We start from the raw sequence: 24,175 nt of genomic DNA on the forward strand, positions 1-24,175 counted from the left end.
CAAATGTTCCGCGTGGGCATCCTGACCGTATCCGACAAGGGCTCGAGGGGGGAGCGGGAGGACACCACCCACCTGGCCATCCGCGAGGCCTTAAAGGGGGGGCCCTTCGAGGTGACGCTCTACGAGATCGTCCCCGACGAACCTCCCCTCATCAAAAAGGTCATCCGGCTCTGGGCCGACCGGGAGGGCCTGGACCTCATCCTCACCAACGGGGGCACGGGCCTGGCCCCCCGGGACAAGACCCCCGAGGCCACCCGGGAGCTACTGGACAAGGAGGTGCCGGGCCTTGCCGAGCTCATGCGCCTTAAGGGTCTGGAGAAAACCCCCATGGCCGCCCTTTCCCGGGGCCTTGCGGGGGTAAGGGGGAAAAGCCTCATCCTGAACCTTCCGGGAAGCCCCAAGGGAGCCCGGGAATCCCTGGAGGCGGTGCTTCCCGTCCTGCCCCATGCCCTAAGCCTTATCACCGGCAAGGCCTGGCGGGAGGGGCACCATGAGTAGGCTTCCTGAGGCCTCGGTTTTCCTGGTGGTGGATGAGGCCAAGAGGAAGGCCCGGGAAAAGGGAGTGCGCCTCATAGACCTCTCCATCGGCTCCACCGACCTCCCGCCCCCTTCCGAGCCCCTTCAGGCCTTAAGGGAGGCCCTTTCCGACCCCAGCACCTACGGCTACTGCCTGAAAAGCTGCATCCTTCCCTTTTTGGAGGAAGCCTCCCGCTGGTACCAAGGCCGCTATGGGGTACGCCTAGACCCTAGGCGGGAAGCCCTGGCCTTGATCGGCAGCCAGGAGGGCCTGGCCCACCTCCTCCTGGCCCTCACCGAGCCCCAAGACCTCCTCCTCCTGCCCGAGGTGGCCTACCCCAGCTACTTTGGCGCTGCCCGGGTGGCTTCCTTGAGGACGCACCTCATCCCCTTGCGGCAAGACGGCCTGGCGGACCTCTCCCGGGTGCCGGAAGCCATCTGGAGGGAAGCCAAGGTCCTCCTCCTCAACTACCCCAACAACCCCACGGGGGCCCTGGCGGACTGGGGCTACTTTGAGGAGGCCTTGGCCCTGGCGGAAAGGCATGGGCTTTGGCTGGTCCACGACAACCCCTATGTGGACCAGGTCTACCAGGGGGAGGCCCCCTCCCCCCTGGCCCTACCCGGGGCCAAGGAACGGGTGGTGGAACTCTATAGCCTCTCCAAAAGCTACAACCTGGCGGGCTTCCGCCTGGGCTTCGCCCTGGGAAACGAGGAGGCCATGGCCCGGCTGGAAAGGGTGAAGGGGGTGATCGACTTCAACCAGTACGCCGGTATCCTGCGCATGGGGATCGCCGCCCTCAAGACCCCCAGGGAGGTGACCCGGGGCTTCGCCCAGGTCTACCAAAAGAGGGCCTTGGGGATGGCGGAGGCCCTTAAGGGAGCCCTGGACCTCCTCCCCCCTAAGGCCACCATGTACCTTTGGGGGAAGCTCCCCCAGGGGGTGGATGACCTGGAGTTCACCCTAAGCCTGGTGGAGCGGGGCGTGGCCGTGGCCCCGGGGAGGGGGTTCGGGCCAGGGGGGAAGGGGCATGTGCGGATCGCCCTGGTGCAGCCCCTGGAAAAGTTGGAGGAAGCCGCCCGCATCCTGCGGGAGGCCCTGGACTGATCCCCCGGCTTCGCCTGGCGGGATGGTGCTACTGCCACCTTTCCTCCGGGGGAAGCCCCAAAAGGGCCCGCTTCACCTCCCCCACCAGGTAGAGGCTTCCCGCCACCACCACCCGGTCCTCCAGGGCAAAGGCCCTTTCCAGGGCCTTTAGGGGTTCTTCCTCCACCCAAGCCCCGGGGAAAAGGGGGAGAAGGGCCTTGGGGTCCTGGCCCCTAGGGGAAGCGTAGCGGGTGAGGACCACCGGCCCCAGCCCCTTAAGGGCCTCGGCCATGGCCCGGTGGTCCTTCTCCCGGCTGAAGCCCAGGACCAAGGTGGCGGGCAAAAGCCCGTGGAAGCGAAGGGCTTCCCGCAAGGCCCAAGCCCCTTCCGGGTTGTGGGCCCCATCCAGGAAAAGCTCCTTCCCCCCGGGCCAAGGCAGGCGCTCCAGCCGCCCCGGGTTCTCCACCCGTAGGAGGCCTCTTTCCACCGCCTCCCAACCCGCCCCCAAAAGCCTCCCCGCCACCGCCGCCAGGGCCAGGTTTTCCGCCTGGTGGGGACCGAGAAGCCGGGTGTGGAAGCCCCTTTCCTCCCCCTTAAGCCCCAGGCGGAAGGCCAGGCCCTCCCCCCAGGCCTCCACCCCCCGAAGGGAGAACTCCTCCCCCAAAACCCAAAGAGGGGCGCCCAGGGCCCGGGCCTTTTCCCTTAGCTCCGCAAGCCCCTCCCCCCTGGCGGCGGTGAGGGCCGGCACCCCTTGGCGGAGGATGCCCGCCTTCTCCCGGGCCACATCCCTTAGGGTGGGGCCCAGGATCTCCAGGTGGTCGTGGCCGATGTTGGTCACCACGGAAAGGTGGGGCTCGGCGGCGTTGGTGGCGTCAAAGCGCCCTCCTAGGCCCACCTCGAGGACCGCGAACTCCACCCCCTCCCGGGCAAAGTGGAGGAGGGCAAGGGCGGTGGCCACCTCAAAGAAGCTGGCCTCCAGGGCTTCCGCCTGGGGACGGATCTCCTCCAAAAGGGAAAGAAGCGCCCCTTGGCCTATGGGCTTACCCTGGACGACGACCCTTTCCCGGAAATCCACCAGGTGGGGGCTGGTGTAAAGCCCCACCCTTAGGCCCACCTCCTCCAGGATGGCCGCCAGGGCCCGGGCCACGGTCCCCTTGCCGTTGGTTCCCCCGATCAGGGCCACGGGATAGGCCTCCTGGGGATTTCCCAGGCGGACAAGGAGGGCCTGGATGCGCTCCAGCCCCGGCTTCACCTGGCCCTGCCGGGCGTAAAGCCAGGCCAAAGGTTCCATCTATCCCTTAAGGGCTGCCTTGCAGGTGGGGCAGAGGCCCTTGTAGGTGACCTCCACCCCCCTTACCTCCAGCTGGGGGTAGGCCTCCTGGACGGGGGTGAGGAGGTCGGGGAGGGGCACCTCCAGGTCCACGATGGCCCCACACCCCTGGCAGATGAGGTGCAGGTGGGGGTGAAGGTTGGCGTCGTAACGGGTGGCCTCCCCCGCCTTGGTGATGGGGATGAGGTAACCCTCCTCCACCAGGGCCTCGAGGGTGCGGTAGATGGTCCCCAGGCTCACCTTGGGCACCACCTTCCGCACCTCCTGGTAGATCCAGGCGGCATCGGGGTGGTTGTGGGCCCTCTTCACCACCTCCAAAACAGCCTTGCGCTGGCGGGTCAAGCGCTTGAGCGCCATCCTTACCACTATACCCCAGGCTGGGGGAAAACTCCAGCAACCCTATCGGGTTTGGGCAAGAATCTCCCGCCCACCCTGCTCCAGCACGTCCTGGGCCAGCTCCAACCCCAGCTCCTCCGCCTCGGAGGCCTCGCCTTCGATCTCCGCCCGGATGAAGCTCTTGCCATCGGGGGTGAGGACCATCCCCTCGAGGAGGAGGGTGCCGTCCTCCTCCACCTGGGCTAAGGCCCCCACCGGGGCCAGGCATCCGGCCCCAAGGCCTTTCAAAAAGGCCCTCTCTGCCCGCACCCGGTCGTGGGAAGGGTGGTGGTGGAGGGCATAGGCCAGCTCCTCCGCCAGATCGTCACCCCAGCGCACCTCCAGGGCCAAGGCCCCCTGGCCGGGAGCGGGAAGCATCACCTCGGGCTCCAGGAACTGGTCGATGCGGTTGCGCAGGTCCAGCCGGATGAGCCCCGCCGCCGCCAGGATGATCCCGTCGTACTCCCCGTTCCCCAAGGCGGCCAGGCGGGTGTCCACGTTGCCCCTCAGGTCCCTCACCACCAGGTCCGGGCGGTGGGCCAGGAGCTGGGCCTTGCGCCTGATGGAGCTGGTGCCCACCACGGCGCCTGGGGGGAGGTCCTCGAGGCGCTTATACACCTTGCCCAGGAAGGCATCCCTGGGGTCCTGCCTACGGGGTATGGCGGCGATCTTGAGCCCCGGGGGCTCCTCCGTGGGGAGGTCCTTTAAGGAGTGCACGGCGATGTCGATCTCCCGGGAAAGAAGCGCCTCCTGAAGCTCCTTGACGAAGATGGCCTGCTCCAAGGGGCTCGCCCCCTGGTCCCCCCGGGTCTTGATGGTCTTCACCTTGAACTCCGCCTCGGGCCAGCTTTCCTTGAGGCGCTCCACCACAAAGCGGGTCTGGGCCAGGGCCAAGGCGCTGCCCCGGGTTCCCACCACGATGACGCGCATACTTTCCCATACTACACGAGAACCCGGGGCCGAGCACCCCCTACTCCAAGGCCAGACCCAAAGGGTCCTCCAGAAGCTGGGCCAGATGGCGGCAGAAGCGGGCTGCCTCCGCCCCGTCTATGAGGCGGTGGTCGTAGGTAAGGCCATAGGGCATGATGAGGCGGGGCTGGAAGGCCTCCTTCTCCGGGTCCCACACCGGCTTCATCTGGGAACGGGAAACCCCCAAAATGGCCACCTCCGGCCAGTTCACGATGGGGGTGAAGCCGGTGCCGCCAATCCCCCCCAGGTTGGAGAGGCTGAAGGTGCCTCCCTGCATCTCCTCCGGGGTGAGTTTCCGCTCCCGGGCCCGCTGGGAGACCTCCTGGAGCTCCTTAGCCAGGCGCAGAACCCCCTTTTGGTCCACATCCCGGATCACCGGGACCAGGAGGCCATGGGGGGTATCCACCGCCACCCCGATGTGCACGTAATCCTTGTAGACGATCTCCCCCCTTTCCCCATCGATGGAGGCGTTGAACTTGGGGAAGGCCTTAAGGGTCAGGGCCAAGGCCTTGAGGAGGAAGGCGGTGAGGGTGAGCTTAAAGCCCCTTTCCTCCGCCCTTTGGGCGTAGCGCTTCCTTAGGGCCTCCAGCTCGGTGATGTCCGCCTCGTCAAAGTGGGTGACCATGGGCACCTGGGCCCACGCCTGGGCCATGGCCCTCAAGGTGGCCTTGCGGACCCCGCTCATGGGCTCGGTGCGCACCGGGCCCCAGCGGCGGAAATCGGGGAGCCTGGGACCCGGAAGGGGGCTTGGGGCCTCCGCCGGCTGAGGGGGAACCTGGCCCGCAGCCCGCCTCACATCCTCGGCGGTGATACGCCCCGCCAAGCCCGTGCCCCGCACCTGGCGGATGTCCACCCCCAGCTCCCGGGCTAACCGCCGCACCGAGGGAGCCGCGGGGATGAGCCGGCCTTCCTCCCCTTTGGGGGCGGGCGCAGGAGCAGGGGCTTTTGGGGATGGCGCCGCCTGGACCTTCTCCTCCCTGGACGGGGCAGGCTCCTCCTGGGGCGAAGGAGCCTCCTCCCCAACCTCCAGTTCCAGGAAGGGTTCTCCGGGACGCACCTCCTCCCCCACCTTCACCAAAACGCGCTTCACCACCCCGCCCGCCTCGGCGGGGACCTCCATCACCGCCTTGTCGGTTTCCAGCTCCAAGAGGGGGTCCCCCGGGGCCACCCGGTCCCCCTCCTTCACCAGCACCCCCACCACCGTGGCGGCGCTCACGTTATCGCCCAGTTCGGGAAGCTTCAGCTCCATCCTGCCCTCCAGAATACCCCCTCACCTCCTGTGGGGCGGGGTTTGCAAAAGCTCGAGCCCAAGCTCCTTCCTGGCCTTGGCCAAGGTCTTAGCCGACACCTTGCCCTCCTCGGCCAGAAGGGCCAGGGCCGCGTGGGCGATGTGGCGGGCATCCACCTCAAAGAAGTCCCTTAGGGCTTCCCGGGTGTCCGAGCGGCCAAAGCCATCCGTGCCCAGGGCGCAGAAGGGCCGATCCAGATATCCCCTTATGAGGTTGGGCAGGGCTTTGAGGTAGTCGCTGGCGGCCACCACGGGGCCCTCGTGGCCCTCCAAAGCCTCGGCCACGTAGGGCTTGCGGGCCTTCCCCAAAAGCCTCCGCTCCCTTTCCGCCTCTATGGCATCCATGTAGAGGGCCTTGTAGCTGGTGGCGCTCCACACGTCCGCCACCACCCCGTAGCCCTTCAATAACTCCTGGGCCTTCACCGCCTGGGGCAGGATGGGCCCTGAGCCCAGAAGCTGGACCCTGGGACCCTCCCCCTCCCCCGGGCGGAAGAGGTAAAGGCCCTTGAGAATCCCCTCCTTCACCCTCTCCCTGGGCTCGGGCATGGGGGGATGGGGATAGTTCTCGTTCTCTATGGTGATGTAGTAGAAGACATCCTCCCCCTTCTGGTACATGCGCCTGAGGCCGTCCTCCAGGATCACGGCGAACTCGTAGGCAAAGGCGGGGTCGTAGGCCAAGAGGTTGGGGGCGGCCAGGGCGTAGATGTGGCTTTGCCCGTCCTGGTGCTGCAACCCCTCCCCCTCGAGGGTGGTCCGCCCGGCGGTGGCCCCCAGGAGGAAGCCTTTGGTGCGCTGGTCGGCCGCCGCCCAGACCAGGTCCCCGATGCGCTGGAGGCCGAACATGGAGTAGGTGATGAGGAAGGGGATGGTGGGGATGCCCCAGTGGGCGTAGGCGGTACCGGCGGCGATGAAGTCCGCCATGGCCCCCGCCTCGGTGATCCCCTCCTCCAGGATCTGCCCCTCCTTGCTCTCCTTGTAGGCGGTGAGGGTGCCGGCGTCCACCGGGATGTAAAGCTGCCCCTGGGGGGAGTAGATGCCCACCTGGGCGATCAGGGCCTCCATGCCGAAGGTGCGGGCCTCGTCGGGCACGATGGGCACGATGAGTTTCCCGATCTTGGGGTGGCGCAGGAGCTTGGCCAGGATACGCACGAAGGCCATGGTTGTGGAGATCTCCCGCCCCCCCGTACCCTCGTAGAACTCCTGGAAGAACTCCTCCCCCGGCACCTCGAGGCCCCCCGTGAACCGCACCCGCCGTTCAGGGACGAACCCTCCTAGGGCTTTCCTGCGCTCCAGAAGATACCTCACCTCGGGGGAGTCCGGCCCCGGGTGGTAGTAGGGAAGCTCCGATAGCTTCTCCTCCGGGATGGGGATGCCCAGGAAGGCCCGGGCCTCCTTCAGGTCCTCCTCGGTGAGCTTCTTCACCTGGTGGGCCACGTTCTTGGCCATGGCCGTGGGCCCCATGCCGTAGCCCTTGATGGTGCGGGCCAGGATGACCACGGGGCTTCCCCTGTGCTCCACCGCCGCCTTGTAGGCGGCATGGATCTTCACCAGGTCGTGCCCGCCCCGGCTCCGGGTGAGCTCGTCCAGCTCCTCGTCCGTCATCCCCTCGATGAGCCGCTTCAGCTCGGGGGTGTTGAAGAAGCGCTCCCTGAGCTCCTTGGCCCCGAAGGCGGCATACCGCTGGGACTCCCCGTCCACCAAGGCCTCAAACCGCCTTAGGAGGTGGCCCTCCTTGTCCTTGGCCAGGAGCCGGTCCCAGGTGGAGCCCCAGACGATCTTGATCACCCGCCAGCCCGCACCCCTATAGAGCCTTTCCAGCTCCTGGATGACCTTGGAGTTGCCCCTTACCGGCCCATCCAGACGCTGCAGGTTGGCATTCACCACGAAGATGAGGTTGTCCAGCCCCTCCCGGGCCGCCAGGTGCAAGGCCCCCACGGTTTCCGGCTCGTCGTGTTCCCCATCCCCCAAAAAGGCCCAGACCTTGGCGGTGCTCCTGGGCTTCAGGCCACGGTCCTCCAGGTAGCGCATGAAGCGGGCCTGGTAGATGGCCTGGATGGGGCCAAGGCCCATGGAAACCGTGGGGAATTCCCAGAAATCCGGCATCAGCCAGGGATGGGGGTAGCTGGAAAGCCCCCGGCCGCCTGCAACCGGAGAGTGCACCTCCCGGCGGAAGTTCTCCAGGTCCGCCTCGCCTAGCCTCCCCTCCAGAAAGGCCCGGGCGTAGATGCCGGGGGAGGAGTGGCCCTGGAAGAAGACCAGGTCCCGGTCCAGCCCCGCCTCGGGCCCGCGGAAGAAGTGGTTGAACCCCACCTCGTAGAGCTCGGCGATGGAGGCGTAGGTGGAAATATGCCCCCCGATCCCCTCCGCCTTCTTGTTGGCCCGGGTGACCATCATGGCCACATTCCAGCGCAGGATGTTGGCGATGCGCCTTTCCACCTCGAGGTCCCCGGGATAGGGAGGCTCCTGCTCCTTGGGGAGGGTGTTCAGGTAGGGGGTGGAAAGGCGGTTGGAAGGGGAGAAACCCTGCAGGTAAAGGTACTCGTCCAGAAGGCGCAAAAGCTCCTCCACCCTGGCGAATCCCTCCACCCGGAGCACGTATTCCAAGGACTCCCGCCACTCCCGGTTTTCCTCCTCCTTGAACCGGGCCATCTCCTCCGGGGAAAGGGCCTCTAGAGCCTGCCTGAGCGCATCCGCATTCACTGCCGTCATCCTCCCCCTTGCTACGCCAAACTACACTACACCAACTCCCCTTCCCAGTCTGGGGCAGACGGGGCCCTTTGTCCAATAGAAAAGCCTGGGCCGTGGTGATAAGCTAGCCTTATCATGGAGCTGCGCCGCCTGCGGCTTTTCCTTCTTCTGGCCGAGGAGAAGAACTTCCACCGGGCGGCGGAGAAGGCCTATCTCTCCCAGCCCGCCCTTTCCCAGCAGATAAGGGCCCTGGAGGGGGAGCTAGGGGTGAAGCTTCTGGAGCGCAGGCCCTTCCGCCTCACCCCGGCGGGGGAGGTGCTGGTGCGGGAGGGGGCGCGGCTCCTAGAGGAGGTGGAGGCCCTAAAGGCCCGGGTGCGGCGTGCAAATCGAGAGGAACTTCGCTTCGGGGTGCCGGAAAACCTCCTTCCCGACCTCATGCCCCTTCTGGACCACCTGCGCCGGGGCTTGGGCCAGCCGGTGGAGATCCTGGAGATGCACACCCCCGAGCAGGTAAAGGCCCTCAAGGAGGGCCGGCTGGACTACGGCCTGGCGGGGCTAAGGGTGGAGGATCCCGCCATCGGCCAAGAACCCCTCCTCCAGGTGCCCATCGTGGTGGCCCTGCCCGAGGGGCATCCCTTGGCCTCGAGGGAACGGGTGCCCCTAAAGGCCCTCAAGGAAGAACCCTTCCTCCTACTCCCCAAGGAGACCCTACCCCCCCTTTACGAGGCCTTCATGGAGGTGTTCCGCCGGGCGGGTTTCACGCCCCGGGTGGCCCGGGAGGTGGCCCGGTTTTCCCAGGCAGTGAGCCTGGTGGCCGCCGGGGTGGGGATCTACCTCACCCTGGCCCCATACCGGGTCTTCCCCCATCCCGGGGTGGTGCTCAAGCCCCTCAAGGAGGAGGCCACCCTGCAGGTCTCCCTCATCTACCGCCTCACTCCCCCGCCCCCCAGGCTTCTGGAGGTACGGGAGCTCCTCAAAGCCCTGGCCTTCTAGGCCTGCAGGCCTGGGGCCTCTTTCTCCCCCCAGGCCAGCTCCACCAGACCGATGAGCTCCTCCACCGGAAGGCCGTAGTCACGGGAAAGGCGCGTGATCTCGTGCCCCAACCTTCTCAGATGGGCCAGCTGGGAAGGGCTGGCCTCCCGCGCCAGGTCCAAAAGCCAAGAAAGAAGGGTTTCCGCCTCCTCATCGGTGAGGCCGTCGGTGAGGGCCTCGTCCTCCAGAAAGAGCGCCGCCGGGTCTTCCCTCATCGCCTCTTTAGTATCTCCTCTTGCCGCACAAAACCCAACCTGCGCACCAGGGCCTCGAGGTGGGCGGGATCCTTGGCCGCCCTCACCTCGGCCTCGAGGCGGGCCACCCGGGCCTCCGCCTGGCGCAGGGCTTCCTCCAGCCTGGCCCGCTCCCGGGCAAGCTCATACGCCCTAACCCCCTCCTGCCCCAACAGGAAAAGGGCATGGGCCAACCCCAGGGCAAAAACCAGGTGCAGGATGCGGTAGATGGGCCGGTCCACGATGGGTCCATTATACCCCGGGTGACCCGTTGCCCCGGATGGGGGTGGCATAATGGAAGAACCTGGAACCTTACCCAAACTTGGGGAACACACCGTGAGGAAAACCCTTCAAAAAAGGAGAGAAAAGGTCTATACCATTCAGCGCACAATTTGGGTGTTGCATTTGCACATAGGCTGTGTATACTGGAACTGAAAGGAAGGAGGAGCTATGCCAAGGATGAGGGAAAAGGAGAACTACCGGGCGCGGCTAAAGGCGGTGGGGCTCAGGCACACCCTGCCCCGGGAGCGGATCCTGAGCTACCTGGACCGCAAGAACGTCCACCCCACCCCCGAGGAGCTTTATAACGGCCTTAAAAAGCGGGGCTACGACATCGGCCTTTCCACCGTATACCTCAACCTTCACGTCCTGCGGGAGCACGGCCTCATCTACGAGTTCCGCGACCCCAAGGGCCTCACCCGCTACGACGGCTACAACGAACCCCACGTGCACCTGGTCTGCACCTCCTGCGGGAAGGTGGAGGACCTCCTCTTGAAGAACCTGCCGGAGCTGGACCTCTCCCAGGCTCTAAAGGCCGCCAGCGAAAAGTCGGGCTGGGCTTTGGAGAACTTCCGGCTGGAGTTCCGGGGGCTTTGCCCAGGCTGCCAGGAGTAGGCTTTCCGGGAATCCCACCCTGCCCGGACGCAGGGTGGGATTCTTTTAGAGGGCTTCAGGTACCTCGGTCAGCCCCTGGGCTACCTTAAGAACCGTCCTCACCCCAAACCCCGTCCCCCCTTCGGGACCCAGGGCATGGGCCTTTTTGGCGAAGGCGGGCCCGGCGATGTCCAGGTGCACCAGGGGCACGGTCACAAACTCCGCCAGGAAAAGGGCCGCGGTGATGGCCCCGCCGCTTTTGTCTCCCACGTTTTTAAGGTCAGCCACGGGGCTTTTCAGCTTCTCCCGGTAGGCCTTCTCCAGGGGCAGGGGCCAGACCTTTTCCCCGGCCCTCCTGGCGGCCTCCTCCACCTGCTTCCCCCAGGTTTCCTCCGTGGCGAAGAGGGCGGCCACCTCCTCCCCCAAGGCCACCACCGCCGAGCCCGTGAGGGTGGAAAGCTCCAGGATCCGCCTGGCCCCCTGGCGCTCCGCATAGGCCAGGGCATCCGCCAGGGTGAGCCTCCCCTCGGCATCGGTGTTCATCACCTCCACCGTCTTCCCGGAAAGGGTCTTGAGCACGTCCCCAAGCCGGTAGGCCCGGCCCGAAACCATGTTCTCGCAGGCGGCGATGTAGCCCCTGATCTCCACGGGAAGGCCCAGGAGGGCGGCGCTCCTCATGGCCCCGAGGACCGCTGCTCCCCCTGCCATGTCCCCCTTCATGCTGGCCATGCCCTCCGTGGGCTTGAGGGAGTAACCCCCGGAGTCAAAGGTGAGCCCCTTGCCCACCAGATCCAGCCTCTCCCGGGCGCCTTCTGGGGCATAACGCAGGGCGATGAAGCGGGGCGGGTTCTCGGAACCTTGGGCCACCGCCAGGAAAGCCCCCATGCCCAGGGCTTGGATGGCCTTTTCGTCCAGAACCTCCACCTCTATCCCCAAGGCCCTAAGGGAAAGGGCCGCCTCCGCCAGGGCCTCGGGGGTGAGGACATTGGGGGGCTCGTTCACCAGGTCCCGGGCCCAGTACACGCCTTCCGCCACCTTCCTGGCCCTTTCCAGCTCCTCGGGCCTGGCCCGGGAAAGCCAGATGGCCAGGGGCTTTTCCTCCCGGGAACCCTTGTAGCGGTCAAAGCGGTAAGCCCCCAGGAGAATCCCTTCCGCCAGGGGATAGGCCTCGAGGGCCTCCACCAGAACCTCGGGGAAGGACAGCTGGGAAAGAGCCTGGGCAAGCCTTCCCCCCGTAGCCCTCAGGTCCTCGTCCAGGCCAAAGAGGAGGAAATGCACCTCGAGGGTGGAAAGGAGCAGGCTCTCCCCCGCCTCCCCCTTGAACCCCGCCTGGGCCATGGTCCGCCGAATAGCCCCTCCCAGGCGGGCGTCCAAGGCCTCCCCTTGGGGGGTTAACTCCCCCTTCCTAACCCACACCACCCTCAAGGGAGCCTTCCCCTCCGCCAACGTGGCCTCGGTGGCATGCAAGGTGATCACGCCTGGAAGATACCACGCCCCCATGGCAGAATGGGAGGGATGCGGCTTCTTTTGCTTGCCAAGCAGGTGGCCCTGGGGGGGGCGGCGGCCCTCGAGGGGGTGATGATGAAGGCCCCCTGGGCCTGGGCCCTGGCGGTGCGCCTTCCCAACGGCCAGATCCACGTGGAGCGCCACGAGGAGCCCGCCCTCAGCCAGCGCTACCCCTGGGCCAAGCTACCCCTGATCCGGGGGGTGGTGGCCCTCTGGGATGCCCTTTCCGTGAGCTACCGGGCCCTGGCCCGCAGCGCCGAGCTGGTGGGGGGGGAAGAGGAGATGCCCAAGGGGGCCCTGTGGGGCACGGTGGCCGTGAGCCTCCTCTTGGGCATCGCCCTCTTCATCGTGCTGCCCGGATTTTTGGCCGGCCTTCTCCTGGATGCCGCCCGCCTTCCCCTCCTGTACAACCTCCTGGCCGGGCTCATCAAGGTGGGCATCCTGGTGGGCTACCTCCTCTTCATCGGGCGCATGCCGGAAATCCGGCGGTTTTTCATGTACCACGGGGCGGAGCACAAGGCCATCCACGCCTTTGAAAAGGGGCTTCCCCTCACGGTGGAAAACGTCATGGCCCAGCCCCGCTTCCACCCCCGGTGCGGCACCACCTTCATCGCCTTCGTCATCGTGGTCTCCATCCTGGTCTACAGCCTCATTCCCGCTCCGGAGGTGCTCTGGTGGCGGCTATTGGCCCGGGTCCTCTTCCTGCCGGTGGTGGCGGCCTTGGCCTTTGAGCTCCTCTACTTCTCCGCCCGGCATCAGGACCCCATTTCCCTGTTCTTAAGGGAGCTGGGCTTTCGCTTCCAGGCCCTCACCGTGGCCGAGCCCACCCCCGAGATGGTGGAGGTGGCCATAAGGAGCACGGAAGCCGCTCTTGGCGAGCGGGTGGTGGCATGAGGAAGAGGGTCTTGGTGGCCATGTCCGGGGGCGTGGACTCCTCCGTCTCCGCCTACCTCCTGAAGGAGGCGGGGTACGAGGTGGTGGGGGCCATGATGCGTTTCTGGCCCGAGGAGCCCCCCAGGCCCACCCTGGACATCCCCCACAAGGGGCGGGCCTGGGAAAGCTGCTGCACCCCCGAGGCCGCCTACGAGGCCCGCAGGGTGGCGGAGATCCTGGATATCCCCTTCTACCTTTTGGACTACCGGGAGACCTTTGAGGAGGAGATCATCCGGCCCTTCCTCGAGGACTACGCCAGGGGCCGCACCCCCAACCCCTGCGCCCGTTGCAACACCTTCGTGAAGTTCGGCGCCCTCCTCAAGCAGGCAAGGCGCCTGGGCCTGGACCATGTGGCCACCGGGCACTACGTGCGCCGGGAAGGGGAAAGCCTTCTTCGGGGAATAGACCCCTTGAAGGACCAGAGCTACTTCCTTTGGGGCACCCCCAAGGAGGCCCTTCCCCACCTCCTCTTCCCCGTGGGGGGGATGACCAAGGCAGAGGTGCGGGCCGTGGCGGAAAGGGTGGGGCTTCCCACCGCCCAAAAGCCCGAGAGCCAGAACCTCTGCTTCGTGGCCGGGGACCTGAAGGAGTTCCTGAGGGAAAGGCTAAGGGTCCGCCCTGGCCCCGTGGTGGACGCCCTCACGGGGGAGGTGGTGGGGGAGCACCAGGGGGCAAGCCTCTACACCCTCGGCCAGCGAAAGGGCCTGGGCCTTTTCAAGCCCCACCTGGAGCGGTACGTGGTGGGCATAGACCCAGGGGCCAACGTGGTCTACGTGGGGCCAAGGGAGGCTGCTCTTTGGCTTGGGCTCGAGGCGGAGGAAGCCAACCTCCTGGCCGAGCTTCCCGAAGAGGTGGAGGTGCAGGTGCGCTACCGCACCCCCCCCGTGAGGGCCAAGGTGGAGTCCCTAAACCCCTTGCGTCTCCGCTTCGCCACCCCGGTCTTCGCCGTGACCCCGGGGCAAAGCGCCGCCTTCTACCAGGGGGAGAGGCTTTTGGGTGGCGCGGTGATTCGCCAGGGGCTTTACAACCTGGCGGGCCTCGAGGCGAGACCCCAAGCAAACGCCATGACCTTCTCCTGACAAAGGGCTGCCAAGCTACGGTTGGGAGGTTTAGGATGCGACGGATTGGGATAGCGGTTTTTGGAGCTTTGGCACTTACGGCTTCGGCATGGGCGCAAGAAGCGATCACCCTGGTGGGGGCAGGGGCCACCTTTCCCTACCCCCTCATGGCCAAGTACGGGGACGAGTACACCCGGCTCACCAGGGGCAAGGTGCGCATCAACTACCAGTCCATCGGCTCCGGTGGGGGTATTCGGCAGTTCCTGGAGCAAACGGTGCACTTCGGGGCCAGCGACGCCCCTTTGAGCGACGAGGTCTTGAAGGACGTGCGCACCCGTTTTAAGAGCAACGCCCTTAACATCGGCTATGCCCTCGGGGCCGTGGTCCCCACGTACAACCTACCTGGGATTCGGGAAACCCTTCGGTTCACGGGCCCCGTCCTGGCGGACATCTACCTGGGCAAGATCAAAACCTGGAATGACCCTGCCCTGCAGGAGCTCAACCCCAACGTGAAGCTTCCTCCCCTACCCATCACCGTGGTGCACCGTTCCGACGGCTCCGGCACCACCTACGTTTGGGTGGACTACCTTTCCAAGGTCTCCCCCGAGTGGGCCAGCAAGGTGGGGCGGGGTACCAGCGTCCAGTGGCCCGTGGGCGTGGGAGGTAAGGGCAACGAGGGCGTGGCCGGTGTGGTCAAACAGACCCCTGGGGCGATAGGCTACGTGGAGGTCACCTACGCCAAGCAGAACAACCTGAGCTACGGGGCTGTGAGGAACAAGGCGGGGCGGTTCATCCTGGCGGACCTGGCCAGCATCAAATCCGCCGCCAACGTGCCTCTTCCCGGGGACATGCGGGTCTCCCTCACCGACACCACAGCTCCCGATGGCTACCCCATCGCCAGCTTCACCTACCTCCTCCTCTACGAAAACCTCTCCGCCAACAAGGCGGTGAAGAGCGAGGCGGAGGCCCGGGCCCTGGTGGAGTTCGTGAAGTGGATCCTCACCGAGGGACAGAGGTACAACGAGCCCCTCACCTACGGAGCCTTGGACTCTGTACCCCAACAGCGGGCCCTGAGCCTTCTCTCCCGGGTCACCTACGAGGGTAAGCCCATCGGCAAAGAGATCGTGGGGCGTTAGCAAGCCCTTCCCCTAGGGGTGGCCTTTTTCCAGGCCACCCCTTATCTTGAAAAGGGGTTGCCCATGAAGCAGCTATACACCCATTTCGGCGACCGGATCTTCGCCTGGGCTCTCCTTCTCCTGGCCCTGGGCGTGGTGGTCTTGGCCGTGCTCATGGCCTACGAGCTCTACCAGGGGGGAAGCCTGGCCCTGAAGCGCTTTGGGCTTTTGCAGTTTGCCCTGGGTAAGGAGTGGGACCCGGTGATCCAGAAGTCCTTTGGGGCCTGGCCCTACATCCTCGGAACCATTCTCGTTAGCCTCTCTGCACTTTTCCTTTCCTTTTTCCCCGCCCTGGCTGCAGCCATCTTCGCCGCGGAGTACGCCCCCAGGTGGCTGGCCCAGATCATCAACTTCCTCCTGGACCTGATGGCGGCAGTGCCCAGCGTGGTCTATGGGCTGTGGGGCATCTTTGTCCTCGCCCCATGGATTCGGGACCAGGTGCAGCTTCCCTTTTACATGTGGGCGGCCGAACATGCCCCGTGGCTTCTCCCCCTTTTGGGAGTGCCCACGGGATACGGGTTGATGACCGCGGTCTTGATCCTGGCCTCCATGATCATCCCCTTCACCGCCGCCTTGGCCCGGGATGCCATCGCCTTGGTGCCCAAGGAGCACCGGGAGGCGGCTTATGCCTTGGGGGCTACCCGCTGGGAGGTGATGCGCATGGCCATCCTTCCCCTGGCCCGAGGCGGAGTCATCGCCGGGGCCTTCTTGGCCCTGGCCCGGGCGGTGGGGGAAACCATGGCGGTGACCATGGTCATCGGTAACTCTCACAAGCTCCCCTACACCCTCTTTGGCGGCGCCGCCACCATGCCCAGCGTGATCGCCAACGAGTTCACCGAAGCCGTGGAGGACCTGCACCTCTCCGCCCTGATCGCGGTGGGCTTCCTGCTCTTTTGGGTTTCCATGGCGGTGAACTTCGCTGCCGCCTACATCCTCAGGCGCCAGGAACGCCTGGTCAAGGGGGTGCTGTGATGGCTTTTGTTGAAAGAACCCTGGAAAGGGACCTAGCCCTAAGGCGCCGTTACCGCAAGGAGCGTTTCATGATGGGGCTGGTGGCCCTGGGGACCGGGCTGGCATTCCTTATCCTCTTTTTAGTGCTGGCCTATGCCCTAGCCCAGGGGGCCAGCGCCTTGAACCTGGATTTCTTCCTCAAGGACATGCGTCCCCCAGGGGAAACCGGGGGAGGCCTCCGGCAAGCCATCGTGGGAACCCTAATTGTGGACGGGCTTGGGCTTCTCATCGCCTTGCCCTTCGGCCTAGCCGCCGGGATCCTCCTGGCGGAGTACCCTGATCATCCGGTGAACCCTTACCTCCGCCTCCTCTCCGACACCTTAAACGGCATGCCCGCCATCCTCTTCGGACTCCTGGCGTTTATCCTCATCGTTAAGCCAATGGGAGGCTTCTCGGGCCTCTCGGGGGCTTTCGCCCTGGGTTTCCTCATGATCCCCATCCTGGCCCGGAGCACCGAGGGGGTGCTCAGCCTGGTACCCAAGGAGATCCGGGAGGCGGGATTGGCCTTGGGGCTTCCCCGCTGGCGGGTCATCCTCTCCTTGGTCCTGCCCACCGCCCGGGCCGGGATCATCACCGGGGTCCTCTTGGCCTTTGCCCGGGCGGCAGGGGAGGCGGCGCCCCTCCTCTTTACCGCCTTCGGGAGCCCCCTCTTGGAGCTCAACCCCCTCAAACCCATGGACACCCTTCCTCTGCGCCTCTTCGCCTTCGCCATCAGCCCCTACGAGGACTGGCACCGCCAGGCCTGGGCTGCGGGGCTGGTGCTTTTTGCGCTCATCACCCTGACGAGCCTGCTGGCCCGGTGGGCCTCGAGGAGGAGGTTCTAGATGCTATCGGAAGCCAAGGAAGCCGTGAGCGTGCACATGGAATCCAAGGGCTTGGTGGTCCGCTACGGGAACCGGGTGGGCGTGGGGATCGGGGGCGGGGTAAACCTCCCCATCTACCGCCACCGGATCACCGCCCTCATCGGCCCCTCCGGATGCGGGAAGACCACCTTCCTGAGGGCCCTTAACCGCATGCACGACCTCACCCCCATCGCCCGGGTTGAAGGCGAGGTTCTCCTGGACGGGGAAAACATCTACGCTCCCGGCGTGGACCCGGTTTTGGTGCGGAGGCGGGTGGGCATGGTCTTTCAAAAGCCCACCGCCTTTCCCACCATGTCCATCTACGATAACGTGGCAGCGGGACTTAAGCTGGTGGGCATAAAGGACAAGCGTCGCCTGGACGAGGCGGTGGAAAGGGCCTTGCGCGGCGCCGCCTTATGGGACGAGGTGAAGGATCGCCTGCGCACCCCTGCTAGCGGTCTTTCCGGGGGGCAGCAACAGCGGCTCACCATCGCCCGGGCCCTGGCAGTGGAACCGGAGGTACTCCTCATGGACGAGCCCACCGCCAGCCTTGACCCCATCTCCACCCAGGCCATAGAGGATCTTCTCCTCTCCCTAAAGGAGCAGGTGACCATCGTCATCGTGACCCACAACATGCAACAGGCAGGCCGGGTTTCCGATTACACCGCCTTCTTCCTCAACGGGGAGATGGTGGAGTTCGGCCCCACGGAGACCCTCTTCACCAAACCCAAGGACCCCCGCACCGAGGCCTACATCACCGGCCGCTTCGGATAAACTCTAGGGCATGTCCCCTGTAGGCCTCCTCTTCCTGACCCTTTTCAACAGCATCCTGGGGCTTTCCATCCTCTTCCCCATCCTGGGGCCCTTGGGCCGGGAGCTGGGGCTCACCGAGGTCCAGGTGGGCCTTTTTTCCACCGGCTACGCCCTCATGCAGTTCCTCCTCTCACCCCTCTGGGGAAGGCTGAGCGAGAAGGGTAGGAAGCCCGTCCTCCTCCTGGGCATCCTGGGTTTTGCCGTGAGCTTCCTCCTCTTTGGCCTCTTCGCCCTCTTGGGCCAAAGGGGCCTGGTTCCCGCGGGCTTCCTCTTCCCCCTCCTCCTCCTGGCCCGGCTTCTGGGGGGGGCCTTCAGCTCCGCCACCCTACCCACCGCCCAGGCCTACGTGGCCGATATCACCGGGCGGGAACAGCGCACCGCGGGCATGGCCCTCTTGGGGGCCGCCTTCGGCCTGGCGGTCATCCTGGGTCCTGCCTTGGGGGCAGGGCTTGCCGCGGGGTTTGGCCTCCTGGCCCCGGTGTTCTTCTCCGCCGGTATCGCCTTCCTCAACGCCCTCTTCGTGGCCCTGGTCCTGCCGGAATCCAGGCCCCAAGGAGCCCAGGAAACAGGGCGGCTCTCCCCTTGGGATGGACGGGTGTTTCCCCTCCTCCTCCTGGGGTTTTCCCTGAACCTCTCCGGGGTGGCCCTCGAGCAGACGGTCGCCTTCTACTTCCAAGACCGCCTCGGGCTTTCGGGGGTGGAAACCGCCAGGAGCGTGGGGCTTGCCCTGGTCCTTTACGGCCTTGTGGCGGTCTTCATCCAGGGCTTTCTGGTGCGGCGCTTCTCCTGGCCGCCCCGAACCCTCCTCCTCCTTGGACTACCCGTGGGCATCCTGGGCTTTCTCCTTTTGGTGGTGGCCCAGGGCTTTCCCCTTTTGGCCTTGGGCCTCGCCCTGCAAGGGGCAGGGACGGCCCTGGCAGGGCCGGGGGTCACCGCCGCCCTCTCCCTGGCCGTGGGGGAAGGGGAGCAAGGCCTGGTGGCGGGCCTCAATGCCTCCGCCCAGGCCCTGGGCAGGATGCTTGGACCCATTCTGGGTACCGGCCTGTACCGCATCTTCCCTGAGGCCCCCTACCTCCTGGGGGCCACCCTCCTCCTGGTGGCCCTCCTCGCCCTTCCCTTCCTCTTGCGCCGGGCAAGGATCTAGATGCGGCTCCTCGCCTTCCGCCAGAGGAACTTCCGCAACCTGGCCTTCTCGGCCTTCCAACCCCCTCCGGGCCTCTTCGCCCTGGTGGGAGGGAACGCCCAGGGGAAGACCAGCCTGCTCCTCGGCATCCACCTGGCCCTCGGGGGCGAGGTCCGAGCCTCCTTGGCCGACCTGATCCGCTTCGGGGAGGAGGAAGCCTGGCTGCAGGCGGAGGTGGAAACCGAGCTGGGCCTATACCGGATCGAGCAACGGCTGAGGCCGGAGGGAAGGGAGGTGGCGCTCAACGAAAAGGCGGTGAGCCTAAGGGCTCTACACGAGCTTCCGGGCTCGGTCCTGGTCCTGCCCGAGGATGTGGAGGTGGTGCTGGGGAGCCGGGAGGAGAGGCGGGCCTTTTTGGACCGCCTGATCGGGCGTTTCTCCCGCCGCTACGCCGCCCTCCTTTCCGCCTACGAAAAGGCCTTGCGCCAGCGAAACGCCCTTTTGAAGGCCGGGGGAAACGGGCTTTCCGTATGGGATCAGGAGCTGGCCCGTTACGGCACGGAGATCATGGCCCTAAGGAGGCGCTTCCTGAGGCGGTTTTTGCCCATATTCCAATCCCTCCACCGGGGCCTGGCCCCGGGGGAGGTGGGGCTCCTTCTGGAGGAAACCGCCCCGGGGGATCTCCTCCAGGCCCTAAGGGCCCGCAGGGAAGAGGAGCTGGCTCGAGGGCAGACCCTGGTGGGCCCTCACCGCGATGACCTGGTCTTCCTGCTTTCCGGCCGGCCGGTCCACCGCTTCGGAAGCCGGGGGGAAGCCAAAGGGGTGGCCCTGGCCCTGCGCCTGGCCGAGCACCGCCTGCTCCTTGAGCACCACGGGGAAGCCCCCCTTCTCCTGGTGGACGAGTGGAGCGAGGAGCTGGACGAGGGCAAGCGGCAGGCGGTTCTGGCCTACACCCGTGGCCTTCCCCAGGCCATTCTGGCCGGGATTTGGGCCCCCGAGGGGATCCCGGTATGCTGGGTGGAAGGAGGGGTGGTCCTCTGCTGACCACCAGGAGGGTGGGCATGCCCTGGCGGCTTAAGGAGGTGATCCCCGAGGCCCTTATGAAGGCCGGGGGGAAGGAAAAGCTGAAGCGGGGCCTGGTGCTGGCCTCTTGGCGGGAGGTGGTGGGTAAGGAGCTTGCCCAACTCAGCGAGCCCCTGGCCCTCGAGGGGGGTGTCCTCACCGTGCGCGTGGCGGACCCCGTCACCGCCCACCAGCTCACCTATAGCCGCCTGGCCCTTTTGCGGCGCTACGAGGAGCGGTTTCCCGGGGCGGTGAAGGAGATCCGCTTCGTGGTGGGCCCTCTGGAGAGGGAACCGGAGGTCCCCAAAACTCCGGAAAACCCAGAAAGGCTCCTATGGGCCAGCCGCCGGGCCTTGGAGCTGGCGGAGAAAGCTCCCCCAGAGCTACGGGAAAGGGTAGCCCGGGCCGCCCTAGCCCTTTTGCAAAGGGATCGGGGCGAACCCTGCCCCATCTGCGGAAGCCCTAGTCCCAAGCATCCCTGCCCCACCTGCCGGCGCCTTCTCCAAAGCCCCTGGGTGCGCAAGGAAGCGGAGCGCCTCAAACGGGGCCGCCCCACGGGCCTCGAGGGGGAGGCCCTCCTGGTGGCCCGGCACCTGGCCAGGCAATCCCTTTGGGGCGAGATGGAGGGCCTTTACCCCCAGGCCTTACGGGACGAATCGCTACGCCCCCTTCTTAGGGACCTGGCCCAGCGCTTCCAGGCCCTTTTCCCTGACGAACCCCTACCCGAGGCCGTGCGAAGCCTCCTTGCCAAGGAGGCCTAAGCCCCCAAATAAGCCTCCCAAAGCACTTCCCCCCTCGGTAGCGAGGGGGGAAGTTTTGTGTTCCCATGGTGGTGGGCGGCAGAGGATTTGAACCTCTGACCTCTCGCTTGTAAGGCGAGCGCTCTGACCAGCTGAGCTAGCCGCCCGTGGTGACCCCAGGGGGAATCGAACCCCCGTTTCGGCCTTGAGAGGGCCGCGTCCTGACCGCTAGACGATGGGGCCCCGGCCTGGTGGGCCGTGCAGGATTCGAACCTGCGACCTACCGATTAAAAGTCGGTTGCTCTGCCAGCTGAGCTAACGGCCCAACAGCCTTAGTGATTATAGGGGAAGGAGAAGGGCTTGTCCAGGGCAAAGGCTAAAAAAGCCCCCTCAGGCGCTCCATGATCATGAGGCCCAAGGTCTCCTCCCTTACCCGTCGCTGCAGGCCCTCGAGGTCCCACGGCCTCCTCGCCACCGCCTCCAGGGCCACCTTGGGGAGGGGAGCCGCCTCCAGGAGGCCAAAAAAGGCCCCGTCGGCCCAAGGGGGCACCCAGGCCCCGCTACGGCAGAGGAACACCCGCTGGAAAACCCCTTCCACAGGTCCTCCCGGGTCCATGGCCCTCTCCACAGGGACCGCGGGCTCGGGTTCCAGGGAAGGGTCGCGCCAAGAAGGGTAGAAGACCCTAAGCCTGGCCCCTTGCCGGGCGTAAAAGACCATCCAATCGTCGCAGGAAGGCTCCTCGGCCAAAGGGCGATACCCAGCGTCGTGGTGGGCGTCGAAGAGGACCACCTCCCAGACCCCCTCCCCTACCTCTGGATGGAAGGCCAAGGCGTTGGAGTCGGCATAGTAAAGCTGGGCATCGGGAGCGAAGGTAAACCGTTCCCAAAACCCCTCCCAGCCCTGGGCTTGGGGTAAGGGCAGTCTCCTTAGGAGAAAGGCCAAGGCCCGCTCCTCCCAGGCCTCCCCCAGGTAGTAGGGGGTTTCAAAGTGGGCCCAGGCATAAAGGGGAGCCAACGGGTCCTTTTGGTCTTGGGGCACGGGGAAAAAGTAGTCAAAGTCCACCACCAGTAGCCGCATCCCCCTTCATAGATAGCAAAGCCCCCGCCTTGGAGGCGGGAGCCGGAATCCGAAAGCAGCCTACCAAATGTAGAAAAGGGTAACGATGAAAAGCCAGACCGCGTCCACCAGGTGCCAGTACATGCTGGCCGCCTCGAGGGTGCCATGGTGGTGCTGGGTAACCTTGCCCCTGAGGGCCTGGAGGTAGGCCAGAATGAGGCCAAAGCCACCGATCACCACGTGCAGGCCGTGGAGGCCCACGATGGTGAAGAAGGCGGCGGTCCAAAGGTTCTCCTGCCAGCTGGAGGCGTGGTGGAACTCGTAGAACTCGTAAGACTGGACCAGGAAGAAGAGGACTCCCAGGATGATGGTGACGAGAAGGCCAAAGCGGAAGGGGCTAAAGCGGCCGCGCCTAAGGTCGTGGTGCGCAAAGTGCACGGTGAAGGAGGAGCTTACCAGGAAGAAGGTGTTGAGGAGGGCAAGCCCCAAGGCAGGCCGCTCCTCGGGGGGTACGGCGGCGCCGGTGAGGCGCAGGTACAGGTAGCCCGCGATGAGGATGGCGAAAAGACCCACTTCCGAAACGATGAACCAGGCCATCCCCATCCAGGCGTTGGACTTGCCGGAAAGGGTGTGGTGCTCCACCGGGTGGCTGTACTCGTCCTCGAGGGCCCAGCGGATGAGGCCGTAAACAAAGAGGGCCAGGAAGACCCACATCCAGATGTTGGGTACCGGCAGGGCAGCCACGGCCACAAAGAAGGCGAAGAGGGTGGCGGCGGAGTAGAAGGGCCAGAAGGAGCTATTGGGCAGGTGGATGTGGCTGGGATCCTCGGGCTTCAGCTCCACCCCCTTCTTAGCCCAGTCGTACAGGGGCCTTTCGGAGGGGAAGTCCTTGGGCAGGGCCACGTCAAAGTTATGGGCCTTGGGCGGAGAGCTGGTGAGCCACTCCAGGGTGTAGCCGCCCCAAGGGTTATCCGGGGCCTTCTCTCCGGAGCGCAGGCTCTTCCACATGGCGTAGATCCACACCAGACCCCCAAGGCCCAGGATGAAGGCCCCGATGGTGGAGATGAAGTTAAGCTCCAGCCAGCCCGCGATGTCGGCATTGTAGGTGTAGTACCGCCGGGGCATCCCCAGGAAGCCTAGGGCGTACTGGGGCAGGAAGACCATCAAGTAGCCCACCAGGAAGAGCCAGAAGTGGAGCCGCCCCAACCGCTCGTCGTACATGCGGCCCGTCATCTTGGGCCACCAGTAGTAAAGCCCGGCAAAGGCCCCAAACCCAGACCCGGCCATGAGCACGTTGTGGAAGTGGGCCACCACGAAGTAGGAGTCTTGGAAGTGGTAGTCCAGGGGGGTCATGGAGAGCATGACCCCGGTGATGCCGCCCAGGAGGAAGTTGAAGATGAAGCCCAGCACCCAAAGGAGGGGAGTCTTCATCTGCAGGTGCCCACCCCAAAGGGTGCCGATGAGGTTAAAGAGCTTTACCCCCGTGGGCACAGCGATGAGGGCGGTGAAGAAGGCAAAGGCGATCTGGAAGATGGTGGACTCCCCCACGGTGAACATGTGGTGGGCCCAGACCATGGTCCCCAAGACCACGATGCCCATCTGGGCCCAGACCATCTGCTTGTAACCGAAAAGGGGCTTGCGGGAAAAGGTGGAAGCCACCTCGGCCAGGATGCCCAGGTAGGGCAGGAGCATCACGTACACCGTGGGGTGGGAGTAAAACCAGAAGAACTGCTGGAACAGGACCGGGTCCCCACCCACATCGGGATTAAACCAGGAAAGCCCGATCTTCCGCTCCAAAAGCACCAAGAGGGTGGCCGAGGTCAGGCCCGCCAAGCTGAAAAGGTTCAGGACGCTGGCGGCGAAGACGCTCCACACGTACATGGGCATCTTCCACATGCTCATCCCCTGAGCCCGGAGGTTGTAGATGGTGGCGATGAAGTTGGCGTTGCCCAAGAGGCTGGAAAAGCCCAGGAGGAGGATAGCGGCCATGTAGAAGTTCACCCCACTACCCGACTGGACGGAAAAGGGGTAGTAGAAGGTCCAGCCCACGCTGGGAGCTCCGCCAGGGAAGAAATAGCTCATAAGGGCCAGGATGATGGCCCCCAGAAAAGCCCAGTAGCTGAAGGCGTTCACCCGGGGCAAGGCCACATCCCTGGCCCCCAGCATCAGGGGCACCACGAAGTTGCCGAAGCCAGTGAGCCCGGCCTGGATGATGAAGAAGAAGAGCATGGTGGCCCCATGCAGGGTGAGGATCTGGTTGTACTGCTCCCCGGTGAGCAGGTGGTTGTTGGGCACCGCCAGCTGCGCCCGGATGAGCAGGGAGAATACCCCTGCCAAAGCGAAGGCGAAAAAGGCGGTGGCCGTGTACAAAATCCCGATCTTCTTGTGGTCTACCGTGGTCAGGAGATCCCACAGGATCGCCCAGAAACCTGCTTTTGGCTTGGTGGCAATGGCCATCTGCCCATAC

23 protein-coding genes and 3 tRNA genes are annotated in these 24,175 nt (G+C 65.5%); 13 read left to right on the forward strand and 13 right to left on the reverse strand.

Annotation, left to right across the window (positions count from 1 at the left end; all coding sequences use genetic code 11):
- Positions 1 to 3: 3 nt before the first annotated feature.
- Together L0C59_RS00150 and L0C59_RS00155 are read left to right on the forward strand one after the other, a co-directional pair.
- Positions 4 to 498 carry a MogA/MoaB family molybdenum cofactor biosynthesis protein gene (locus L0C59_RS00150; protein ID WP_243089142.1) on the forward strand — a complete coding sequence of 165 codons (495 nt, stop codon included), beginning with the start codon at positions 4 to 6 and terminating at the stop codon, positions 496 to 498.
- Positions 491 to 1,621 (forward strand): aminotransferase class I/II-fold pyridoxal phosphate-dependent enzyme, encoded by a 1,131-nt coding sequence (locus L0C59_RS00155; protein WP_243089143.1) that lies wholly within the window; start codon positions 491 to 493, stop codon positions 1,619 to 1,621. Before L0C59_RS00150 ends, L0C59_RS00155 begins: the two co-directional genes overlap by 8 nt.
- Positions 1,622 to 1,649: 28 nt before the next feature.
- Here L0C59_RS00155 and L0C59_RS00160 read toward each other — a convergent pair whose 3' ends face one another.
- The 5 genes from L0C59_RS00160 to aceE are packed head-to-tail and all read right to left on the reverse strand — an operon-like array spanning position 1,650 to position 8,271.
- A complete protein-coding gene (locus L0C59_RS00160; protein WP_243089144.1) occupies positions 1,650 to 2,891 on the reverse strand; it encodes a bifunctional folylpolyglutamate synthase/dihydrofolate synthase in 1,242 nt (413 codons plus the stop codon).
- On the reverse strand, positions 2,892 to 3,287 hold the full coding sequence (gene perR / locus L0C59_RS00165; RefSeq protein WP_243089145.1) for a manganese-dependent transcriptional regulator PerR: 396 nt from the start codon (positions 3,285 to 3,287) through the stop codon (positions 2,892 to 2,894). It abuts the gene before it with no gap.
- A gap of 42 nt (positions 3,288 to 3,329) precedes the next feature.
- Positions 3,330 to 4,235, reverse strand: coding sequence for a hydroxymethylbilane synthase (gene hemC / locus L0C59_RS00170; protein WP_243089146.1), 906 nt, complete (start codon positions 4,233 to 4,235; stop codon positions 3,330 to 3,332).
- A 40-nt stretch (positions 4,236 to 4,275) separates the two neighbouring features.
- The gene (locus tag L0C59_RS00175) at positions 4,276 to 5,523 is read right to left on the reverse strand and encodes a 2-oxo acid dehydrogenase subunit E2 (protein ID WP_243089147.1); all 1,248 of its coding nucleotides are present in this window, start codon (positions 5,521 to 5,523) and stop codon (positions 4,276 to 4,278) included.
- Positions 5,524 to 5,544: 21 nt separating this feature from the next.
- Positions 5,545 to 8,271, reverse strand: a complete 2,727-nt coding sequence (gene aceE, locus L0C59_RS00180; protein ID WP_423247913.1) for a pyruvate dehydrogenase (acetyl-transferring), homodimeric type — start codon at positions 8,269 to 8,271, stop codon at positions 5,545 to 5,547.
- A gap of 114 nt (positions 8,272 to 8,385) precedes the next feature.
- On the opposite strand from aceE, the gene L0C59_RS00185 reads away from it, so the two are divergent.
- Positions 8,386 to 9,243 (forward strand): LysR family transcriptional regulator, encoded by an 858-nt coding sequence (locus tag L0C59_RS00185; protein WP_243089148.1) that lies wholly within the window; start codon positions 8,386 to 8,388, stop codon positions 9,241 to 9,243.
- Here L0C59_RS00185 and L0C59_RS00190 read toward each other — a convergent pair.
- On the reverse strand, positions 9,240 to 9,497 hold the full coding sequence (locus L0C59_RS00190) for a hypothetical protein (RefSeq protein WP_243089149.1): 258 nt from the start codon (positions 9,495 to 9,497) through the stop codon (positions 9,240 to 9,242). The genes L0C59_RS00185 and L0C59_RS00190 overlap by 4 nt on opposite strands.
- Positions 9,494 to 9,757, reverse strand: coding sequence for a septum formation initiator family protein (locus L0C59_RS00195; protein WP_243089150.1), 264 nt, complete (start codon positions 9,755 to 9,757; stop codon positions 9,494 to 9,496). Before L0C59_RS00195 ends, L0C59_RS00190 begins: the two co-directional genes overlap by 4 nt.
- Before the next feature lie 208 nt (positions 9,758 to 9,965).
- Here L0C59_RS00195 and L0C59_RS00200 point away from each other — a divergent pair, with 208 nt between their 5' ends.
- The gene (locus tag L0C59_RS00200; RefSeq protein ID WP_243089151.1) at positions 9,966 to 10,409 is read left to right on the forward strand and encodes a Fur family transcriptional regulator; all 444 of its coding nucleotides are present in this window, start codon (positions 9,966 to 9,968) and stop codon (positions 10,407 to 10,409) included.
- A gap of 45 nt (positions 10,410 to 10,454) precedes the next feature.
- On the opposite strand, the gene L0C59_RS00205 is transcribed toward L0C59_RS00200, so the two are convergent.
- A complete protein-coding gene (locus L0C59_RS00205) occupies positions 10,455 to 11,864 on the reverse strand; it encodes a leucyl aminopeptidase (RefSeq protein ID WP_243089152.1) in 1,410 nt (469 codons plus the stop codon).
- A 39-nt stretch (positions 11,865 to 11,903) separates the two neighbouring features.
- Between L0C59_RS00205 and L0C59_RS00210 the strand changes: the two genes are divergently transcribed.
- From L0C59_RS00210 to L0C59_RS00250, 9 genes are all read left to right on the forward strand, one after another.
- Positions 11,904 to 12,788 (forward strand): DUF1385 domain-containing protein, encoded by an 885-nt coding sequence (locus tag L0C59_RS00210; RefSeq protein WP_243089153.1) that lies wholly within the window; start codon positions 11,904 to 11,906, stop codon positions 12,786 to 12,788.
- Positions 12,785 to 13,906 carry a tRNA 2-thiouridine(34) synthase MnmA gene (gene mnmA, locus L0C59_RS00215; RefSeq protein ID WP_243089154.1) on the forward strand — a complete coding sequence of 374 codons (1,122 nt, stop codon included), beginning with the start codon at positions 12,785 to 12,787 and terminating at the stop codon, positions 13,904 to 13,906. The genes L0C59_RS00210 and mnmA overlap by 4 nt, the downstream gene beginning before the upstream one ends.
- Before the next feature lie 35 nt (positions 13,907 to 13,941).
- Entirely contained in the window at positions 13,942 to 15,021 is a 1,080-nt protein-coding gene (pstS, locus tag L0C59_RS00220; RefSeq protein WP_243089155.1) for a phosphate ABC transporter substrate-binding protein PstS, read from the forward strand.
- Positions 15,022 to 15,084: 63 nt separating this feature from the next.
- Entirely contained in the window at positions 15,085 to 16,032 is a 948-nt protein-coding gene (gene pstC, locus L0C59_RS00225; RefSeq protein WP_243089156.1) for a phosphate ABC transporter permease subunit PstC, read from the forward strand.
- Entirely contained in the window at positions 16,032 to 16,895 is an 864-nt protein-coding gene (gene pstA, locus L0C59_RS00230) for a phosphate ABC transporter permease PstA (RefSeq protein WP_243089508.1), read from the forward strand. Before pstC ends, pstA begins: the two co-directional genes overlap by 1 nt.
- On the forward strand, positions 16,896 to 17,687 hold the full coding sequence (gene pstB / locus L0C59_RS00235) for a phosphate ABC transporter ATP-binding protein PstB (RefSeq protein WP_279232389.1): 792 nt from the start codon (positions 16,896 to 16,898) through the stop codon (positions 17,685 to 17,687). It begins immediately after the preceding gene.
- Between the two features lie 10 nt (positions 17,688 to 17,697).
- Positions 17,698 to 18,870, forward strand: a complete 1,173-nt coding sequence (locus L0C59_RS00240; RefSeq protein ID WP_243089157.1) for an MFS transporter — start codon at positions 17,698 to 17,700, stop codon at positions 18,868 to 18,870.
- Positions 18,871 to 19,893: a DNA replication/repair protein RecF gene (gene recF / locus L0C59_RS00245; protein ID WP_243089158.1), complete on the forward strand. Its 1,023-nt coding sequence runs from the start codon at positions 18,871 to 18,873 to the stop codon at positions 19,891 to 19,893.
- Between the two features lie 17 nt (positions 19,894 to 19,910).
- Positions 19,911 to 20,672, forward strand: a complete 762-nt coding sequence (locus L0C59_RS00250; protein WP_243089159.1) for a DciA family protein — start codon at positions 19,911 to 19,913, stop codon at positions 20,670 to 20,672.
- Positions 20,673 to 20,741: 69 nt separating this feature from the next.
- On the opposite strand, the gene L0C59_RS00255 is transcribed toward L0C59_RS00250, so the two are convergent.
- The 5 genes from L0C59_RS00255 to ctaD form a co-directional block, all read right to left on the reverse strand.
- A tRNA-Val gene (locus L0C59_RS00255) sits at positions 20,742 to 20,818 on the reverse strand.
- A 1-nt stretch (position 20,819) separates the two neighbouring features.
- Positions 20,820 to 20,894, reverse strand: a tRNA-Glu gene (locus L0C59_RS00260).
- A 6-nt stretch (positions 20,895 to 20,900) separates the two neighbouring features.
- Positions 20,901 to 20,976, reverse strand: a tRNA-Lys gene (locus L0C59_RS00265).
- Positions 20,977 to 21,027: 51 nt separating this feature from the next.
- Entirely contained in the window at positions 21,028 to 21,729 is a 702-nt protein-coding gene (locus L0C59_RS00270; RefSeq protein ID WP_243089160.1) for a hypothetical protein, read from the reverse strand.
- A 60-nt stretch (positions 21,730 to 21,789) separates the two neighbouring features.
- Entirely contained in the window at positions 21,790 to 24,165 is a 2,376-nt protein-coding gene (gene ctaD / locus L0C59_RS00275) for a cytochrome c oxidase subunit I (RefSeq protein WP_243089161.1), read from the reverse strand.
- Positions 24,166 to 24,175: the final 10 nt, after the last annotated feature.

Origin of the sequence: Thermus neutrinimicus, assembly GCF_022760955.1 — a bacterium.
GTDB lineage: Bacteria > Deinococcota > Deinococci > Deinococcales > Thermaceae > Thermus > Thermus neutrinimicus.

Excerpts from the sequence above, each read along its gene's own strand:
- L0C59_RS00150 (WP_243089142.1), top strand. The coding sequence starts at position 4 with ATGTTCCGCGTGGGCATCCTGACCGTATCCGACAAGGGCTCGAGGGGG.
- L0C59_RS00155 (WP_243089143.1), top strand. The coding sequence starts at position 491 with ATGAGTAGGCTTCCTGAGGCCTCGGTTTTCCTGGTGGTGGATGAGGCC.
- L0C59_RS00160 (WP_243089144.1), bottom strand. The coding sequence starts at position 2,891 with ATGGAACCTTTGGCCTGGCTTTACGCCCGGCAGGGCCAGGTGAAGCCG.
- perR (WP_243089145.1), bottom strand. The coding sequence starts at position 3,287 with ATGGCGCTCAAGCGCTTGACCCGCCAGCGCAAGGCTGTTTTGGAGGTG.
- hemC (WP_243089146.1), bottom strand. The coding sequence starts at position 4,235 with ATGCGCGTCATCGTGGTGGGAACCCGGGGCAGCGCCTTGGCCCTGGCC.
- L0C59_RS00175 (WP_243089147.1), bottom strand. The coding sequence starts at position 5,523 with ATGGAGCTGAAGCTTCCCGAACTGGGCGATAACGTGAGCGCCGCCACG.
- aceE (WP_423247913.1), bottom strand. The coding sequence starts at position 8,271 with ATGACGGCAGTGAATGCGGATGCGCTCAGGCAGGCTCTAGAGGCCCTT.
- L0C59_RS00185 (WP_243089148.1), top strand. The coding sequence starts at position 8,386 with ATGGAGCTGCGCCGCCTGCGGCTTTTCCTTCTTCTGGCCGAGGAGAAG.
- L0C59_RS00190 (WP_243089149.1), bottom strand. The coding sequence starts at position 9,497 with ATGAGGGAAGACCCGGCGGCGCTCTTTCTGGAGGACGAGGCCCTCACC.
- L0C59_RS00200 (WP_243089151.1), top strand. The coding sequence starts at position 9,966 with ATGCCAAGGATGAGGGAAAAGGAGAACTACCGGGCGCGGCTAAAGGCG.
- L0C59_RS00210 (WP_243089153.1), top strand. The coding sequence starts at position 11,904 with ATGCGGCTTCTTTTGCTTGCCAAGCAGGTGGCCCTGGGGGGGGCGGCG.
- mnmA (WP_243089154.1), top strand. The coding sequence starts at position 12,785 with ATGAGGAAGAGGGTCTTGGTGGCCATGTCCGGGGGCGTGGACTCCTCC.
- pstS (WP_243089155.1), top strand. The coding sequence starts at position 13,942 with ATGCGACGGATTGGGATAGCGGTTTTTGGAGCTTTGGCACTTACGGCT.
- pstC (WP_243089156.1), top strand. The coding sequence starts at position 15,085 with ATGAAGCAGCTATACACCCATTTCGGCGACCGGATCTTCGCCTGGGCT.
- pstA (WP_243089508.1), top strand. The coding sequence starts at position 16,032 with ATGGCTTTTGTTGAAAGAACCCTGGAAAGGGACCTAGCCCTAAGGCGC.
- pstB (WP_279232389.1), top strand. The coding sequence starts at position 16,896 with ATGCTATCGGAAGCCAAGGAAGCCGTGAGCGTGCACATGGAATCCAAG.
- L0C59_RS00240 (WP_243089157.1), top strand. The coding sequence starts at position 17,698 with ATGTCCCCTGTAGGCCTCCTCTTCCTGACCCTTTTCAACAGCATCCTG.
- recF (WP_243089158.1), top strand. The coding sequence starts at position 18,871 with ATGCGGCTCCTCGCCTTCCGCCAGAGGAACTTCCGCAACCTGGCCTTC.
- L0C59_RS00250 (WP_243089159.1), top strand. The coding sequence starts at position 19,911 with ATGCCCTGGCGGCTTAAGGAGGTGATCCCCGAGGCCCTTATGAAGGCC.
- L0C59_RS00270 (WP_243089160.1), bottom strand. The coding sequence starts at position 21,729 with ATGCGGCTACTGGTGGTGGACTTTGACTACTTTTTCCCCGTGCCCCAA.
- ctaD (WP_243089161.1), bottom strand. The coding sequence starts at position 24,165 with ATGGCCATTGCCACCAAGCCAAAAGCAGGTTTCTGGGCGATCCTGTGG.